The sequence below is a fragment of the Lelliottia sp. RWM.1 genome, from assembly GCF_016859735.1.
Taxonomy (GTDB): Bacteria; Pseudomonadota; Gammaproteobacteria; order Enterobacterales; family Enterobacteriaceae; genus Enterobacter.
The window spans coordinates 70,403-87,771 of record NZ_WLVC01000002.1 but is presented as its reverse complement, the minus strand read 5'-3'; the positions used below and the strand labels follow the sequence as shown (position 1 = coordinate 87,771).

21 protein-coding genes and 1 tRNA gene are annotated in these 17,369 nt (G+C 48.8%); 17 read left to right on the top strand and 5 right to left on the bottom strand.

Features of this window, described 5'->3' with window-relative positions; translation table 11 throughout:
• Positions 1-202: 202 nt before the first annotated feature.
• On the top strand, positions 203-1,729 hold the full coding sequence (locus GF617_RS27430; protein WP_203450974.1) for a sensor domain-containing diguanylate cyclase: 1,527 nt from the start codon (positions 203-205) through the stop codon (positions 1,727-1,729).
• Between the two features lie 273 nt (positions 1,730-2,002).
• Positions 2,003-2,350 carry a hypothetical protein gene (locus tag GF617_RS02230; RefSeq protein ID WP_181620859.1) on the top strand — a complete coding sequence of 116 codons (348 nt, stop codon included), beginning with the start codon at positions 2,003-2,005 and terminating at the stop codon, positions 2,348-2,350.
• Positions 2,351-2,455: 105 nt separating this feature from the next.
• Here the strand turns inward: GF617_RS02230 and GF617_RS02225 are convergent, their stop codons facing one another.
• The 3 genes from GF617_RS02225 to GF617_RS02215 are packed head-to-tail and all read right to left on the bottom strand — an operon-like array spanning position 2,456 to position 3,662.
• Entirely contained in the window at positions 2,456-2,704 is a 249-nt protein-coding gene (locus tag GF617_RS02225) for a hypothetical protein (RefSeq protein WP_181620858.1), read from the bottom strand.
• A complete protein-coding gene (locus tag GF617_RS02220; RefSeq protein WP_181620857.1) occupies positions 2,704-3,183 on the bottom strand; it encodes a DUF2778 domain-containing protein in 480 nt (159 codons plus the stop codon). The genes GF617_RS02225 and GF617_RS02220 overlap by 1 nt, the downstream gene beginning before the upstream one ends.
• Positions 3,180-3,662 (bottom strand): Hcp family type VI secretion system effector, encoded by a 483-nt coding sequence (locus GF617_RS02215; protein ID WP_203450973.1) that lies wholly within the window; start codon positions 3,660-3,662, stop codon positions 3,180-3,182. The genes GF617_RS02220 and GF617_RS02215 overlap by 4 nt, the downstream gene beginning before the upstream one ends.
• A 237-nt stretch (positions 3,663-3,899) precedes the next feature.
• Here GF617_RS02215 and GF617_RS02210 point away from each other — a divergent pair, with 237 nt between their 5' ends.
• Positions 3,900-4,349 carry a hypothetical protein gene (locus GF617_RS02210; RefSeq protein WP_203450972.1) on the top strand — a complete coding sequence of 150 codons (450 nt, stop codon included), beginning with the start codon at positions 3,900-3,902 and terminating at the stop codon, positions 4,347-4,349.
• Positions 4,350-4,448: 99 nt separating this feature from the next.
• Here GF617_RS02210 and GF617_RS02205 read toward each other — a convergent pair.
• Positions 4,449-4,525, bottom strand: a tRNA-OTHER gene (locus GF617_RS02205).
• 159 nt (positions 4,526-4,684) lie between these two features.
• Between GF617_RS02205 and GF617_RS02200 the strand changes: the two genes are divergently transcribed.
• The 3 genes from GF617_RS02200 (at position 4,685) to GF617_RS02190 (ending at position 7,202) form a co-directional block, all read left to right on the top strand.
• Positions 4,685-6,085 (top strand): site-specific integrase, encoded by a 1,401-nt coding sequence (locus GF617_RS02200; protein WP_203450971.1) that lies wholly within the window; start codon positions 4,685-4,687, stop codon positions 6,083-6,085.
• Positions 6,086-6,249: 164 nt separating this feature from the next.
• Complete coding sequence (locus GF617_RS02195; protein ID WP_203450970.1) at positions 6,250-6,864, top strand: hypothetical protein; 615 nt, start codon at positions 6,250-6,252, stop codon at positions 6,862-6,864.
• A 146-nt stretch (positions 6,865-7,010) separates the two neighbouring features.
• Positions 7,011-7,202, top strand: a complete 192-nt coding sequence (locus tag GF617_RS02190; RefSeq protein WP_077064514.1) for a helix-turn-helix domain-containing protein — start codon at positions 7,011-7,013, stop codon at positions 7,200-7,202.
• 30 nt (positions 7,203-7,232) lie between these two features.
• On the opposite strand, the gene GF617_RS02185 is transcribed toward GF617_RS02190, so the two are convergent.
• Complete coding sequence (locus tag GF617_RS02185) at positions 7,233-7,409, bottom strand: YlcI/YnfO family protein (protein WP_203450969.1); 177 nt, start codon at positions 7,407-7,409, stop codon at positions 7,233-7,235.
• Between the two features lie 175 nt (positions 7,410-7,584).
• Between GF617_RS02185 and GF617_RS02180 the strand changes: the two genes are divergently transcribed.
• From GF617_RS02180 to GF617_RS02130, 11 genes are all read left to right on the top strand, one after another.
• Positions 7,585-7,761, top strand: coding sequence for a host cell division inhibitor Icd-like protein (locus tag GF617_RS02180; protein ID WP_203450968.1), 177 nt, complete (start codon positions 7,585-7,587; stop codon positions 7,759-7,761).
• Entirely contained in the window at positions 7,754-8,113 is a 360-nt protein-coding gene (locus tag GF617_RS02175) for a hypothetical protein (RefSeq protein WP_203450967.1), read from the top strand. The genes GF617_RS02180 and GF617_RS02175 overlap by 8 nt, the downstream gene beginning before the upstream one ends.
• A 31-nt stretch (positions 8,114-8,144) precedes the next feature.
• A complete protein-coding gene (locus GF617_RS02170; protein WP_009309599.1) occupies positions 8,145-8,429 on the top strand; it encodes a hypothetical protein in 285 nt (94 codons plus the stop codon).
• The gene (locus tag GF617_RS02165; protein WP_001075583.1) at positions 8,426-8,809 is read left to right on the top strand and encodes a DUF5375 family protein; all 384 of its coding nucleotides are present in this window, start codon (positions 8,426-8,428) and stop codon (positions 8,807-8,809) included. The genes GF617_RS02170 and GF617_RS02165 overlap by 4 nt, the downstream gene beginning before the upstream one ends.
• Positions 8,806-11,478 (top strand): TOPRIM and DUF927 domain-containing protein, encoded by a 2,673-nt coding sequence (locus tag GF617_RS02160; protein WP_203450966.1) that lies wholly within the window; start codon positions 8,806-8,808, stop codon positions 11,476-11,478. Before GF617_RS02165 ends, GF617_RS02160 begins: the two co-directional genes overlap by 4 nt.
• 400 nt (positions 11,479-11,878) lie before the next feature.
• Entirely contained in the window at positions 11,879-12,622 is a 744-nt protein-coding gene (locus tag GF617_RS02155; RefSeq protein ID WP_203450965.1) for a septation initiation protein, read from the top strand.
• Positions 12,619-13,170, top strand: a complete 552-nt coding sequence (locus GF617_RS02150; protein ID WP_203450964.1) for a phage polarity suppression protein — start codon at positions 12,619-12,621, stop codon at positions 13,168-13,170. Before GF617_RS02155 ends, GF617_RS02150 begins: the two co-directional genes overlap by 4 nt.
• Positions 13,171-13,175: 5 nt before the next feature.
• Positions 13,176-13,448: an ogr/Delta-like zinc finger family protein gene (locus GF617_RS02145; RefSeq protein WP_203450963.1), complete on the top strand. Its 273-nt coding sequence runs from the start codon at positions 13,176-13,178 to the stop codon at positions 13,446-13,448.
• 367 nt (positions 13,449-13,815) lie between these two features.
• Positions 13,816-14,127, top strand: a complete 312-nt coding sequence (locus GF617_RS02140; protein WP_045330926.1) for a phage tail assembly protein — start codon at positions 13,816-13,818, stop codon at positions 14,125-14,127.
• A gap of 14 nt (positions 14,128-14,141) precedes the next feature.
• Positions 14,142-14,261 (top strand): GpE family phage tail protein, encoded by a 120-nt coding sequence (locus GF617_RS02135; RefSeq protein WP_048994105.1) that lies wholly within the window; start codon positions 14,142-14,144, stop codon positions 14,259-14,261.
• Positions 14,254-17,118 (top strand): phage tail tape measure protein, encoded by a 2,865-nt coding sequence (locus GF617_RS02130; protein WP_203450962.1) that lies wholly within the window; start codon positions 14,254-14,256, stop codon positions 17,116-17,118. Before GF617_RS02135 ends, GF617_RS02130 begins: the two co-directional genes overlap by 8 nt.
• Positions 17,119-17,369 lie beyond the last annotated feature (251 nt).

Here is a 17,369-nt window from a genome sequence, read left to right as displayed (position 1 = left end):
GCTGATACCGTGTCTCGCATGTGGACATCGAATAAAACAGATAGGACCAATATGTATCATGCGAGGGGACAAGGTGTAAGAAAAGGGTGTAGACATTCGGCGTTTAAAAAAACAACGAACGAATGATTGCGCACCGTAATTAATATTTATCCTAAATTCTTCATGATAGAATAACCACATACTTTGTGATGAGATGGCCAGCGTGAAATCCTATAACACGAACAAAGCAATCGGCAGCTTAGTTTTTATATTACTCATTCCTTTTGTCATCATGTGTGTTTATACATACCTCTATATTGATTATAGTAGTAAGAAGGAATTTAAAAGCACCATGTCCCGATTTACGACAAACGCATCAAGGGCCAATATTGAAACACCTTTGAATGAAATAAAGTTAATGTTCAGAAGTTTATCGGCTAATATCGATGAAAAGGATATCACAAAGTACTTAAAAGGTGAGCAAACTGATTTGAATACGGTTATACCCGCGATAACAGACTCAACTGTTTTTTTCAGTAATGTCATCATTTCAGATTCTAAAGATAATTATAAAATATACCCAAGTGTTGAATTAAAGAGATTTTCTCCTCGTTCAAGACCATGGTATCCTTTAACGGCTACAAAGGATTTTATTAGTTACTCAGAACCGTATTCATCCATTCTTGATGATATAAGTGGAACCTCGAAGTTAAAAAAGAAGTCCATCACGGCGAGCATGAATCTGTTTAACAAACATTCTGATTTTATTGGGAATATAGCCTTTGATTTGGATTTAAAGTCAATAAGCTCAAACATAAATAATAAAATGCCTCCTTATAATGGAAAGTTTTTAATTACTTCGGCTGCGGGGGACGTGGTTCTGAGCGAGAACAAGGTAGAGATTCTAAGAAAAAAGGTTCCTCTTTCTTGGATTGAGCGGGCTTCTAACGTTGAGGGCGAGTTTTATGATAGCAAAGAGAAGGTTTTTGTTTTCTATAAGACATACATGAATCCCGACTGGTTTGCGTTTACTGTTGTAAATGAAAGTGATTATAACGATATTACAAGCGTTGCCAAACAAACGTTCTGGATTGTGACGTTATCCTGTCTGGTGCTTTACATGATTATAATTTTTCTAGCTAAGCTGTATATGGAGCAAATAATATCAAAGTTGTATATGGGGATAAACGGGATTGACCCCAAAAAAGATAAGATAACAATAAGCTCTATCTATGCTGATATCAGGAGAAATAAAGAGTATCTTGAGCAGGCTGTTTATGATTCTACTATTGATGGGTTGACGAAAATATTTAACAGAAGGAAGTTTGAGGATGACATTCATCATCTCATTAAAAGTGAGGAAACCTTCTGGTTGGCAATAATAGATATAGATAATTTTAAGGTTATAAATGACACATATGGTCATGATACCGGCGATATTGTTTTACAAACTGTCAGTAAAACAGGATGCCAGGTAGTAGGTAATGAACATAACCTCTACAGGTTCGGTGGGGAGGAACTCTGTGTCATTTATGCTGGTGAAGATTATGATTATTTTTATCAAATGATTGATACATGGTTACAGATGGTGTCTATTCGGAAATGGCGGGAGGCAGATTTGCATGTGACATTCAGCGCAGGCATTGCGAAACATACAAATGATGAATCAGCGGAACAACTTTTGAAAAAAGCGGATGCAAGACTTTATCAGGCTAAAAAGACCGGTAAAAATCGTATTGTCGGTGAATAATTGCTGAGTACTTACAGGAAAAACGAACGAGCCAGGTAACCTGGTTTAGATAAAAACGTTGATGATGCACTGACAGGGCTAGTCTTGAAATACGTTATCGCGGTGATGACTGCGGCACAGAAAGCCACAATGGGATGAATTTACGAGGTCGAATTACGACGTAGAGCGAGCATACAAACGTCAGTTCGTTCACCCCCTCACAAAAACGTCTGGCAGATCTTCGCGTGGAAGACGTTGCACGCTAATCCAGGCAGTAAACATGGAGATGATGAAATGAAATATCTGATTATCGCGCTGGCACTGATAACCAGTACCGTACAGGCGACAACCTGTCGTACTGACAGTTTCAACACCACGCGCTGTGACAACGGCACAACGTATCGAACGGACTCTTTCGGAACCACCAGGGGGAGCGATGGTAGTACGTACCGCACTGATTCATTTGGTACGACCCGTGATAACAATGGGAACAGCTGGCGCACGGATAGTTTCGGCACGACCCGTGGCAGCAATGGCGACGTTACCCGAACGGACGCTTTTGGAACCAGCCGGACAACACACAGCGACGGCAGCACAACGACGTGCCGCCGCGACTCGTTTGGTACGGTTCGCTGTAACTGAGGGGGGGAGTGCAACTATCCATTCAATAAAAAGGTTATTGTTGCGAACTACGGAGAGGAAGGGAAGAGTAACCTGGCCAGAATGAAATGACCGGGTTGGTGGTGGTTAGTTGGGCCGTTTTTTCATGGCAAAATATGCAACGAGCCAGACCAGCAAGAATGTTATTACCGCGCTTCCCAGAATGATCACATTGCTGATAATACTATCCCATTCAGCACCGGGAACCGGCCCAGCAATATCGTTGTAAAACGCGAACAACGTTCCTTGGGGCACGAATGCATACATCAGGATCAAAACAACCGCATACACAGCAAATGACGCGGCCCACATCAGGGCTATATGAATAGCTTTCATCAGTAAACCTGCACAGTGCCGTAAGCGGTGAGCATAGACGTGACATGCATTGTTGGCGTTCTCAGCAAAGCCTCGCGTAAAACAGCAAAATGAGACGGACTGGGCAATGTGATGCATCCTTCACTAACGCCTTTATACCCTGCCGGATGTAGCCGGAAATGACCGCGCTCTACTTTATCTATAAACGTCCAGTCATCAATTTTCCCGTCTTCTCGATACAGGGCAAACCAAATTGAACGATCTGAACCAGTGTACTCGCTGGCAGCCCAATCCTGAATCATAGTTCTTAAGCCTCCAGTCGGACGACTGACTATATAATATTTGCCAGGTGGCAACGGGCCAGCATTCGGAACATTCACGGAATCAGGATTATTTCTGTGTTTCCCTTCGTATCCGGAATACGCAGGGAAGAAACCAATACCTGGGCAACTGAGGTTTGATAAGCCGTTTCCATTCAATCTGAATGTACACCGGATCATCTTTCGTTCCATGAGTCAGAGAAGATGATATTGCCATCGCAATGCTTCCAGGTGATTTTGTCGTACCGGAGGGCGATCCCTTCCAGGTGATTGTGCTTCTCAGTGCTCTCGTTTTTACAGTTATGCATCAGAGGGCAAACAGACACGATTTTGACGCCTTCCAGCAGCATGTTGAAGTATTCCACTTCCTGGCCCGCGTCGTTGATTTTGTACCACTTAAATTCGGCGCTTTTGAGCGTCTGGCCGGTGGCAACAGCTTTGTAGAGATAGGGGCTTGAGTAATCAAACTCCTTTTCAAAATTGATGGCGCTGTGTACGCGCGTCCCGGTGATTTTGCCCGTGTTGTTGTCGGTCGGGAGAAACAGGCCGTGCCCGAATCCTAACACCTCGATGCTACCTTCACGATCTCGCACGTCTACACCACCTTTGATGTCTGCGCCGCCATCGTCTTTGAGCCATAAATAAGCTGGAATAGCCATAAACCTCAATTTCCATTTGAGTTAAGTAAAACCATAATTTTAAGATGGTTATATTGTTCTGTACATAGATTAATTAATGGGATAAATCACTATCATGTGAGAAATTAAAACGTTATAAAACATATTGTTACCTTATTATTTGTGGTTTGAGTTGTTGTTTCTGGTTGAAGAATACGAACCCCGAGCCATCGGACAGATAAAATCGCGATAATTTTTTGCAGGAGGCGAAGTAACGTTATGGCAGGTTTATTCAACAAGTGTGATGCAGGGGCGATGTTCGAGCATCTTCAAAGCAAGTGGGTGAATTTTTATAAGCACCCGACCGAAGAGGGGCTGATCGATACGCTGTTTCCCATGTACCACCTTCGTGAGTGGATTTTTCAGGGCAAGAAAATCGATTATGACGGGAAGCCCTGCGGCAAACTGAGCAGGGAGGAAGCGCTTGATAAAGCACTGCAGGAGCTGCCTGATTACCTGGTGGTTCGCTCGTTGTGCAATCACACTAAACATTACTCGTGTGATCCGAAAAGAAACCGGGAGCATAAGACTGTTGAGATTATCGACTCCCCAGTTGGCCTGATGAAGTGCGGAGATTCACTGAACAGCTCTTATTTTTTGGTCGATGGCCGGGATGTCCGTGACATCTTCATGGCTGTTTACCGGGTCTATTACGGATATTTTGGCTGAGCGGTCATTATTTAACCATGTATCACCATATTTCCCGTTTGAAAGTCTCCCCGTAAAAAGCAAAAGGGCCGGAGATTTCTCTCCAGCCCTTGCTGTATCTGGTGGCCCCTGCTGGACTTGAACCAGCGACCAAGCGATTATGAGATACTGCTCAATATAATAACCATAAATAATTTTTCTTATTTAGCTATAATTTTCATATGGTTAGTTGTTTTTGAAGATTAATCTTGATTCTACGTAGTTCCCTTTAAATCATGATGTGAGGTAGCCTAAGGGAATCCTGGCTTAGGCCAAGCGATTTTAAGGCGATTTTTAAGAATCTAGGATACCGCGTCGTGGAACCATTCAAGTTTACAAAGTCAAAGCTTGCAGAGCTACCAGCCGCCCCTAAAGGCAAACAAGTTGATTATCATGATTCTCACGTCAAAGGGCTGCGGTTACGAGTTGGAGCTTCAGGAATCAAAACTTTCTGCGTAGTTAGGAAAGTCAAAGGCGCATTCATTCGTGCGAGCTTAGGGAGATTTCCTGAAATCACGATTGAGCAAGCCAGAGCTAAGGCTTTGGATAAGCTTGGTGACATTGGTATGACAGGGCGAAACCCAAATGTTGTATCTCGTGAGGAAAGTCTTTCTAATGTAACTCTGCGTGACGCTCTTGAGTTGTACATCAAGACTCGTGGGCATCGACTCAAATCGGCAACTGCGAATCAGTATCGAGGACTATTACAGAACTTTTCTGGTGATTGGTTAGATAGGCCTATGGCAAATATCTCACGTGACGATGTATTTAACCGTCATAAAAATATTACAGATGGTACTGTTTGGTTTGGGGAACGCTTATCTAAATTCAGAACAGGAGTAGGTAAAGGTAGCCGCTCTCAAGCTGATCTTTGGGGTCGTGCATTAAGAGCTGTTTATAATTTTGCAAATGATAACTATAGAGATCAACTTGGTAGCAAATTACTCCCTGAGCCACCAACGGTAGTTTTAAGTAGCAAGCGGCAATGGCATGGCTTGGTCAGAAAGAATACACGTATTCGTAATAAAGATTTAGGTCGTTGGTTGAAGTCCGTTGAATTTGTTCGAAAGCATGCTATGAACATAAGGGATGATCACGCATTATCTATCTGTGATGCTATCGATATGGCATTATTTACTGGTTTACGAAGAGGTGAAGTATTCGGACTTGAATGGGAAAGAGTTAATTTAGCAGGTGGTTATTTTTGGATTGATAAAACTAAAAATGGGGAACCGTTAGAATTACCCATTACTAAAACACTACAGGCTATTTTTGAAAGACGTCTAGCTTTTAAAAACAAAAGCTCAAAATTTGTTTTCCCTGCATTGAGAGGTGGAGTGATCACCGATCCCCGTAAAGTTATAGATAAAATTGTTATGGCTACAGCATCAGGTGAATTTGAAGGTGAGCCACCTATTAATTTCACTTGCCATGATGCTCGGCGTACATTTGCAACAATAGCAGAGTTGAGTGGTGTAGGAACTTATATTTTGAAAAGGCTTATGAATCACAAATCAGGCAGGGTTTCAGATGTGACAGCTGGTTATATAAGTCTTCCTGTCGAAGAATTAGTTGAGCCAGCTGCAAGGATAGAAATGAAAATTATGCAAGAAGCTGGTATTCAAATTCCATTTATTAATACTAAGGAGTTGTTATCTAAATTATCTGATGAAGATAAATCTAAACTTCTTGAAGAATTACTAAGGGAGAGAAAATGAACACTGATTTTGATGTTAAGCCATTTATAAACGAAACTATAAAGGCTTTGATGGGGTGTTCAGAACAGTCAGGAATATTATCACCTCAAACTGTTTAATGCTTTAATAATGCAGTAAATCAATCATTAATTAACCATTATGATACAAATTTTGTATTCGAAACTTTGCTTGCTATTATTGAAAGCGCATCTAAAAGAGATATAAATTTCAATTTTGATAGGGTCTTGAAAAATACAAGAGGAAGAGATTTCTCTGGTAATATTTTAGACTTTGATTTTGTGTTAAATAATATAAAGTTCGCAGCTAAAGATTGTTCATTATCTTTTAATGAGCATGAGTTGAGCGCGTTATCTATGTTTGTTTTTTTAAAGGAGCAGGGCTATACCTCGCAAGCGGAAGATATTCTAATTATTTTGAAAGATGGAGTATTAAGAAAGGTTTATCTTGATTACTATAAGTCACAGTTTAGAAGAGTCGTATCTTCTTATTTGAATAGTAATAATGATGTTTTCCAAGGCACAGAAAAATCAGTTCCTACAAAAAGAGGACCAAGGAACCAAAATTATAAAGATGTGTACAGAATAGTTTGCTTGACGATTGGAGAATACCCTGATGTATCACATTACTCGCTAAGTAATAAGTTGGCTGTACATTTTGCAAATCATGAGTATTCACCTTCCAAGCAAACATTGATGAGATGGGTGCAAGATATCCGTTGTGAGTTATGTCAGATTCCTCAAGAGCCATATACAAGACGCTTCAAGTTAATAACATCTTAAGGTGTTGATTTATAAATGATCATTAGCCAATGAGTATACCTATTTTCTTATAATGATCATACTATTTGGCTAATGATTCTTTTACTGAGCTAACTTTCGATTTATCGTTCTAATCATCAAAACCAGCATGACAAGAGGTGACAACGATGCACTTGAAAGAACGACTCACAAGAAAAGAAGCTGCTGAATATATTGGTGTTACACCAGCCACCATGGCGAATTGGGCTAGCACAGGTAAAGTCTGTATACCATTCTATAAAGCGGGTTTGAAAAAGGTAATATATTTACGTACAGATTTAGATGAATTTATAAGCTCAACAAAAAGAATGCATGCTTAATATGGGCATTGTAATGCCCATGCACGGATTTTATTTTTTTTGGGAAATGGTAGATTGGCGTTTCTTTATTTCTGCCTCTAGGGCTGCAACGACAAATTGGCCTGTGCTTTCATCCTTATTTTTAAGTTTTTCTACGGCATCAGCTATTTCATGAGGCACACGCACATCGAATCTTTTTGATTTTGCATTGATAGATTTAGTCGCCATTAATTTGTCCTTTAAGGTAGGTGTCGGACAATGATAGCCAAAAAAAGAACAGTTGCAACACTTGACGTGTCGGACACCTTGAAATACATTGTGTCCGACACCTAGTTGCAATGCCTCTAGGTTGCGTGGAATCACCCTAGAGGCATTTAACCAACCGTTATAAGAGGTAACGAAGATGGCTAAACAGAAGTGTACCTGGTTATTTGCGGCGATCAACCGCAGTCAACGCAATGCCCGTCCTGTGATGTTAATGATCACCGCAGATAACGAGCGGTCAGCGCGGCGCAGACTTGCCCCGGACTATGTGCTGAGCTTTGCCGGTCGCATTCCCTGCGGAGGTGAACATGCGTAATTATCCGCAACCCGGCGAACGCTGGCAGCATGAACGTGGCTGGACCGTAACAATCATCCGATTAATTGAAGCGTCTCCCTCCGTAGCGCTGGTTAGCCCTGAATTCAGCTGTGAAGTGCTGATACGTCATGACAGCGACAACCAGCTTTCTTCCTGCCCTCTGGCATGGTTTGAACAGCGGTATACGCGCCTGTTTGATGCGCCGCTCTTTAAACCTTCGCCAGCTCCGGCGGGCGGTAGTGGTTCCGGCCCGCTGACACTGCATCCGTCAGTGGTATTTACCCGCTGGCGGGAGCGCAGCATACGGCGTTCTGCTGAACCTGACGACAGTCACTATTCAAAGTTTCTCTGACAAAACACCGCTGAAAACGGAGTAATCCATGATGAATATTTCAAACGGGCACAACAGTGCTCAGGGCCACACTTTGCCTGAAAAACACAATACCGGTGCTTTTGCCTATGGGTTGTCAGAGGACGGTTTCGGAAAGCTGACCCGCGCAAGAAATGCCTGCGACCTGCTCCAGCTTCTCTTTTCTGAATACCCGTCTCAGGTCGGAGCGCTCGATACAGGCTGTGCGCCGGGTGTCGCCGCGCTGATGGAGTACCTGCGGGCAGATTTGACGGATATTGCGCACAGTTGCGCACTGATTGAAGGAGGTGCCAGATGAACCAGCCGCAGGTTTCCATTTTCCCGGCAGAAATGACCACCGCGCTGTACCGGCGGGCGATTGCTTCGGCATGGCGGCAAAAAACGCTGAACGAAACCGGCAGCGATCAATATGGTCCGCACAGCCTGACGGTTGAGCGTATTGAAATGGCCATTGCGCTGCATATCGAATGCGCACTGATTAACGAGTACGGCGAAGCACAGGGAGCCGCTGCCGCGCTGGCACTGCTGACTGACATGCTGGAGCCGTCACTGCTGACCGCGCCGCCGGTACTGACCGTGCGCGGCTGTGAAGTGATGGCGGAGCTGTACCGCACGCTTCCGGCGGCCTTTGATGACTTCTGCAGCACGGGTGTGGCGCTGTATCAGGGGGAAGTATGACAACACAGACGGTTACGCAGATTTCAGCCGCTGCGCGGGGGAAATGGCCCGTTATTCTGCAGATGCTGCGTATTGATGTACCTGAAAACGGCAGGCACGGTCCCTGCCCGAAATGTGGGGGCAAGGATCGTTTTCGCCTCGATGACCTTGACGGGCGCGGGACGTGGATTTGCAGCCAGTGCGGCAATGGTGACGGTCTGGATCTGGTTAAGCTCATGACCGGTTACGGCGTCAGAAAGGCCGCGCAGGAGGTGGCGCAGGTGCTTAATGTGCCGGATGTGCAGGAACTTCCTGTTAAGCCCGCCAGGCAAAAAGCCCCTAAACGCGACATGAGCCTTACCGTGGCGGCGCTGATGAAAGAGAGCCACACGGGAGAAAGCCCCTATCTGACCGGAAAAGGGTTCGCCGGATACCCGGCCTCCCTGACCGGGAGCGTGCAGCATATCAGCGGTAAGGATTTTCCTGCCGGTTCCCTGTTGTTACCGCTCACGACCAATGCCGGAGCCGTGACCGGTGCACAGCTTATCGCCCCGACGGGTGAAAAAAGCATACTGCCCGGCAGCACGATGAAAGGCGCGTTCGTGGCGCTCAGCCCGTTACCGTCGGAACCACCGGTACAGGTGGTGATTACCGAAGGTTACGCCACGGCGCTGACGGTAAGCCAGCTCACCGCCGGATGCGTAGTGGCTGCCATATCTGCGGGCAACCTGCCCAACGTTGCGCAGTCGCTGCGTGCACGCTGGCCTGAGGTAAAAATTATCATCGCCGGTGATAACGATTTTCAGGACGGGGGCGAGAATCCCGGCAGATCCTTTGCTGAACGGGCGGCAAAAGCCGTCGGCGGCTGGATGACGCTGCCACCGGGAGAGATTAAGGCTGACTGGAATGATTTCCATCGGGAGCACGGTATTACCCGTGCCCGTGAAGCCTTTCGTAACGGTCTGGTGCTGTGCGGGGAAGGACGCACGCAGCTGCCGCACGGGTTCCGTCTTACCCAGGAATATCTCTGGTATGAAAAACAGGTACAGCGCAACGGTGAGACGGAGATCCAGAACGTCAAAATATGCAACCCGCTGCGCGTGACGGCAATCACCTGCGATGCCGATGGCGGTAACTTCGGGCGACTGCTGGAGTGGGAAGATACGTGGGGTGAGCGTCGCCGCTGGGCGATGCCGATGGAAATGCTGAGCGGCAGCGGTGAGGAGCTGCGCCGGGTACTGCTGGTTAACGGGCTGTCCTATATCAGCACCACCGGTGAGGCCCGCGCCCGCCTGATGGAATATATCTCGCTGTGTAAACCGGAACGCCGCGTGACCTGCGTCAGCCGCACGGGCTGGCATGGTCAGGTTTACGTCCTTCAGGATGAGGTCAGCGGTGAAGGTGCAGAGGGTGTCATTCTCCAGACCACTTCCGTGCAGGGGCGCGATTTCCGCGTGTCGGGCACAACGGAGGAATGGCGGGAGCACGTTTCACGCTACTGCACCGGCAACTCCCGCGTGGCGTTTGCCGTCAGTCTGGCTTTTGCTGCACCACTGTTACGGCTGGTTGGTATGGACGGCGGCGGCTACCACCTCAAGGGGGAATCGACGGACGGTAAGACCACCACCATGAAAGCGGCAACCTCCGTCTGCGGCGGGCCTGACTACTGGCAGACTTGGCGGGCAACCGGCAACGCGCTGGAGGGATGCGCCAGCCGCCGCAACGATGCCGCCATGATGCTCGATGAGATCCGGGAGGTGGACGGACGCGAGGCAGGCAATATCGCCTACATGCTGGCAAACGGTCAGGGCAAGGGCCGTGCCGGTACGGACGGTGAGCTGCGCACCCGTAAGCAGTGGCGGCTGCTGTTCTTTTCAACCGGCGAGCTGTCACTGACCGAACATGCGGCAAAAGCCGGGGAGCGTACCTTTGCCGGGATGGAAGTCAGGATGATCCAGATCCCCAGCGATTCCGGGAAATTTGGCGTATTTGAGGAGCTGCACGGCTTCGACAGCGGCAAGGCTCTGGCGGAGCATCTTGAATGGGCCACGTCCAGTTACTACGGTTCGCCGTTCCGGGAGTGGCTGAAAGCTCTGACCGCTGATCTTAACGGGCTGACGGCACAGGCAAAGTCACTGATGAAGGAATATACCGCCGCCCTGACCCCGAAAGATGCGGGCAATCAGGTGGGACGGGCTGTGAACCGCTTTGCACTGGTGGCGATGGCAGGCGAGCTGGCAACCCGTCTGGGTATCACCGGCTGGCCTGAGGGAGAAGCGCTGCGGGCAACCCGCGTCTGCCTGAACGCATGGCTGAAAGATCGCGGGCACACCGCCAATCAGGAAGATATTGCCGCACTGGAGCAGGTACGCAGCTTCTTTACCGCGAATCAGTACAGCCGCTTTGCTGACTGGCACGACGAGCGTAACCGCCCCGGCAATATGGTGGGATGGCGCAGGGTGGAGAAAGGCAGTACCGCGCAGGGCACGGAAGCTGTCACCACGTTCTACGTCATGCCGTCCGGCTGGAAAGAAATCTGCCGGGGATTTGACCCGCGCAAGGTGGCGCGTCTGTGCGCGGATCGTGGATATCTGTTGCCCTCCACCGATGGCAAGTTGCAGACAAACATTCGCCCGCCAGAGATGAATCCCCGCAGGCTCTATGTCTTCAACAGCGAGGTTCCGGGTTAAGGCTTTGCGTGAGTCTTATTTATTAAGGGTAACAGGTGTAACAGGTGGAACAACCGTATTTTACAAGGGCTGAACCTGTTACACCTTCTGAAATAGTGAGGTGGAACAGGTGGAACGTCAGCCGATCCGCTGTTCCACCTTGTTACCCGCGATGTTCCACCTGTGCTGTACCTATAAATGTTTTGCAAAACAAGGCTGTAACACATGTTCCACCTGTTCCACCGCACCGGGGACATAAAGCAGACTGAAACAGAGACATTTTTATCTGGCTGGCTGTCATAGCCGCGTCTTAATAACCGCAAACGCCCGTTGTGCCAGCCACCACACACTGAGCACCGATAGTGCGCTTGTGTCAGCCACGACACAATTGACGTAACGAACCAACCCGACAGGAGAAGTCATGAACAACACCGCAGAGAATACCAACCTTTCCACTTTTCCGGCTGTAACGCAGCGGGCACTGGAAACCCTGAACACAGCCAGAAACGCATGGCTTGAAGCTCGTCGTCAGCAGAAAGCGGCAGCGGATAATATTGCGACAATCCGCCAGCGCCGCGCTGAAATGGAAGCCTCGACGAACGCACTGAACGAGGAGTGGCGCACGCTGTTTCGTGAAAGTCAGGGCGTAGTCTCAAAGGAAATGAAAAAGCTGCGCACGGAAATTGCGCTGGGACGCGAAACGCTTGAGGATTTTGATGAGCTGCTGGCGGCTCAGGAATGCGAAAATGCACTTTTGCCGCAGGAGGCTGCGGAATTAGCCGGAAAGTATATCCACGCGCACGACACCCTTGTGGGTATTCGCGCAAAACAAATCTGGGAAGATTTTATGCAGTCGCATGGTAAGGCGCTAATCCAGACACTGAGCCTGCTCAAATCCACAATGGGCCGGGAAGCCAGCGCAGTTGTCGGTGTGGTGCATTCAGTTAATGACCCGGACACACTGCTGAAAGACTTTATTCACAAACATATCACCAAACCGGCTCTTACTAACGCTGCGATGCCGGAACAGGACCCTGTGTTTAAACTGGCGGGCGTTGCGCCGGATTATGCGGCCCGTCTGGATTTCAGTAATCAACCCTCTCCAGCAGCTATTCATAAAATGAAGGTTCGTCAGGAACGGGCTGAGAAGGAGAAATCAGTATGACGACCCGAGCGACTCCAGACCAGGCGCTTACCAGTTTTCGAAATGCCCGTATTCTGTGGGCCGGACATAGTGAGAGCCGAAAAGTCGTTGAACAACAGATAGAATCTCTCCTCACTGCCACGGAAAAACCAGCAGATTATGCCCGACAGCTCCAATTACAGCGGGAACGTCTGGATGTGCTGAAATGGCAAATTAACTGTGCTGCGCGTGAGTGTATTTACTCGCAGCATTTACTGATGGAAGCATGCACAGAAGACGCTCTCAGCAATTTTATGCAGGCGAACGGAGCGGCTCTGACATCTGCGCTGGCTCCGTTTCTTAAGGGGCGCGGAGGGCTGGAAGTTGCGTCCCGTATGTTACGCAGTGCCCTGGCTCATCAGCTGGCAATAACCCCGCCTGAAATTGCCGGGGATTATCGTGAGATTCTGGATGAATCCGGTGTGATGCCTGACCCCATGATGGTTCGTGACTGCCAGGGTACTTACACTCCGGCACAACATCTGCGCTTTCAGCAACGCCTGAATGACATTAACGATATGCAGGAGTGATATTAATGGCACTTAAATGTCCTGAATGCGGTACGACGGCACACGCCAGAACCTCCGCCTATGAAGCACCATCGGTTAAACGCTCATGGTATCAGTGCCAGAACCTGGAATGTTCCTGCACGTTTACGGCACTGGAGAGTGTGGATACGATAATTATGAAGCCCCGGCGCAATGAACAGGAATCAGACAAGGCACAAATGCCGGAAAAACAACAGCAAACGCTCAATCGCTATGGCTCCGCGTCAAAGCTGTCAGGCCGTCAGCAAATCCCTGTCTGATTAGCAAAAAACACCCACGCAATCCCGGTCCAGTACCGGGATTTTTTACGTCTTTTATCTGGCTGGCCTCAGAGCGCATGAGTGCATGTCTATGGCGCATGAAAACGCATGAGTCTTATGCACCATTTTTGACGCGAAAGCCCTTGGATGGTGGCTTCTGAGGCGATTTACGGGGTGCATGAAAACCAGTCTGTTAAGCGAAGCGGGCAGGCGGGCGGGGCAGCGCGCGCTGAGGGGGGAAAGTACGTTCTCCGGCTGGTTGTCCGCCGCTGCAGTTGTATAGTCAGCGGAACAATCTCCCAACCCCGAATGGTTGTGCTGAACACGTTACACTGCCAGCACATTGACAGCCATTGAGGATCGTATTATGAGCGAAACTGTTACCGCTAAAAATGAAACCACTGTTGTTCTGGATACGCCAGTTAAACGTGGTGACACAGCCATTACTGAAATCGTGTTGCGTAAACCACAGTCCGGGGCGCTGAGAGGCCTCCGCCTGCACGCTATTATGGAGATGGACGTTACCGCAATGATGACGGTGATCCCGCGTATCTCGACTCCGGCGCTGACCCAGCAGGAGATGGCGGAGCTGGACCCTGCCGATCTTTCAGCGCTGGCGCTGGAGGTTGTGGCTTTTTTGCTGCCGAAATCGGTGTTGTCGGGTTCCCTGCCAGCCTGACGGTTGATGATTTGGTGGCAGATATTGCCACCATCTTTCACTGGTCGCCGTCCATCACTGACGTCATGCCGCTGACTGAGGTTCTGGAATGGCGGCATAAAGCGATCGTGAGAAGCGGAGTCAGCGATGAGTAATAATAACCTGCGTCTGCAGGTCGTTCTGGGGGCGGTGGATAAAATGACCCGCCCCTTCAAAAATGCCCAGGCTGGCTCTAAAGAGCTGGCTTCTGCAATTCGACAAACCCGTGAGCAGATTAAAAATCTGACTGACGCCGGTGCCCGTCTGCAGTCCTTTGATAATCTTACCCAAAGTCTCAGCCGGACCAGCGCAGAACTGGACCAGACGAGGCTGCGGGCGCAGATGTTAACGCGCGAAATGTCGTCACTGGAGTCACCAACCAAAAAGCAAACACAGGCGCTTGAAGCGCAGTGGCGTGCGGTATCGACTCTGGAGCAAAAGCAGCAGCAGGAAACCCGGCAGATGGCGGCAGCCAGAGCCGAACTCTACCGGCTGGGGCTGTCTGCAGGCGGCGGAGCGCGGGAAACCTCGCGTATCACCCGCGAAACTGAGCGATACAACCGGCAACTGGCAGAGCAGGAGCGCCGACTGCGGGAAGCAGGAGAACGCCAGCAAAAGCTGAATGCGATCCGGGCAAGAGCAGATAAAACCTATGATCTGAGAAATAAACTTGCCGGAAATGGGGCCGGTGCTGTGGCTGCGGGCATGGCGACAGGTATGACGTTGCTTGCGCCGGTGAAAGCCTACTCTGAATCTGAAAATGCCGCTAATCAGCTCGCCGGTTCAATGATGGGGCCGGGCGGAAAGGTCGCACCTGAATTTGAGAAAATTAACCAGCTGGCGGTAGCGCTTGGAGACAGGCTGCCGGGAACCACTGCAGATTTCCAGAACATGATGACAATGCTGCGTCGTCAGGGGATGTCAGCACAGGTCATTCTTGGCGGGCTGGGGGAATCGGCGGCTTATCTGGGGGTGCAGTTGCAGATGGCTCCCACTGCCGCGGCTGAGTTTGCCGCAAAATTGCAGGATGCAACACAGACCTCAGAAAAAGACATGATGAGCCTGATGGATCTGATCCAGAAGGGTTTTTATGCCGGTGTTGACTCCGGGAATATGCTGCAGGGATTTTCTAATATCAGCAGCGCCATGAGCATTATTAATCAAAAAGGGATTGAAGCAGCTAAAACTTTTGCTCCGTTGCTGGTGATGGCTGATCAGAGCGGGATGGCTGGTGAGTCTGCAGGTAATGCTTACCGAAAAATTTTCCAGGCAGCGCTGGATTCAAAAAATATTCAGTCAGTCAACGACGATCTGAAAGGCACCGGTATCAACTTCAATTTTTCCAATGGTAAAGGTGGATTCGGCGGGCTGGAAAATATGTACGCCCAGCTGGAAAAGCTTAGTAAGCTCAACGATGAAACCCGGATGGCAACGATTAAGGATCTGTTCGGTAATGATGCGGAAGTCATGAAAGTCCTTAACACCATGATTGAAAAAGGTATTAATGGCTATCGTGAAACTGCCGCCAAACTTGAAAATCAGGCTTCACTGCGGGAACGCGTCGATGCGTCCCTGAATACCCTGGGTAATAAATGGGAAGCCGCTACCGGCTCCTTCACCAATGCTATGGCAAGCATTGGTGAAACAGTTGCCCCGGCATTAAAGAAACTGGCTGACTGGCTGGGGGAGCTGGCGTCACGTCTGGATGGTTTTGTCAAGCGACACCCGCAACTGACTTCTGCGCTGTTTAAACTGGCGGCAGGATTTGCGGTTGTTGCCACTGGTGCAGGGGTTGCCTCGCTTGCGCTGGCTTCTGTGCTGGGGCCGATGGCAGTTGTGCGAATGAGTGCAGGCGTGCTGGGGCTGAAATTTTCATCTGCATTTGGCCTTATTGGTAATGCAGTCAGAGCAGTGGGCAGCTCCGTGTTATGGCTGGGCCGTTTGATGTTTGCAAACCCTATACTGGCTGTCGTTGGGCTGATCGCCGCTGGTGCTGTTTATATCTGGCGGAACTGGGATACGCTGGGACCGAAGTTTAAAGCCATGTGGGATGCCGTATGTAATGCCACAGGTGCGGCATGGGACTGGATCAAAGAAAAGGCCGGCACTGCGTGGGAAGGAATTAAATCGCTGTTCTTTAATTATACCCTGCCGGGATTAATCGCTAAAAATTGGGATGCAATAAAATCTGGCGTTACTGAGGCATGGGCCGGTATCAGGCAATCAATCAGCGATAAATGGAATTCGATCCTGGCTGATGTTGCCGCGCTTCCTGCTAAATTTCAGGACATGGGCAGCGCCATTATTGACAGTATTCTCAATGGAATTAATGCCAGATGGGAGGCACTCAAAAACAAACTTTCATCCGTCACCGATTATTTGCCCGACTGGATGACGGGAAACGATAAAATAACGGGTAAAGCGCAATTACAGGTGTCTGGCAGTGCGCCTGCTTCGGTTCCGTTCGCCGGGATGTATGACAGTGGAGGCGTTATTCCTCGCGGTCAGTTTGGCATTGTGGGAGAGAACGGGCCTGAGATAGTGAACGGTCCGGCAAAAGTAACCAGCCGGAGACGTACTGCTGAGCTGGCACAGCTCGCAGCGTCGATGAACCCGGCTAATATCCTGAAAAATAATACTGGTTTTTCAGGTGGTGGGTTTCCTGCGCGTCAGATGCTTCTGGCTACAGTCGTCGCTGGCGTTATGGGTGTCGCATCTGTGCCTGCAGAAGCAAAGCCAATGCATCCGTACAGTCTGCCAAAATCGGAGTATAAAAAGCCGCCATCGCCTCCGGTTGTTGCACCTGTCCAGAGTTCTTCTATAGGGAAAGTCGAGATTCATATTCATCAATTACCAGGCCAAAGCTCCGCAGACCTTGCTGATGAAGTGATGAAACGCATTGAAGCGAAACAGCGGCAACTGGCATCCCGCGCCCGAAGCAACTACAGCGATCAGGGAGGATACGATTTATAACAGAATGCGTGTATACACGGGCAAGCCAGCATGAACGCTGGCTTTTTTCGTGTTTTTATCACATTTGGTATACCTAAAATACATTCAGGGGTATACCCCCTCAAGTCAGGATTGACGCTGGTTTGCGAGCAGCATTGTATAATGCGTGGGGTGTGATAACTTTTTTGATCATTTTTCAGCCGACAGATGTAATCAAAGAATTCGTGACTTTTTATTTAGAGATTATCTTTACATTTTTCAAGATGAGAGTG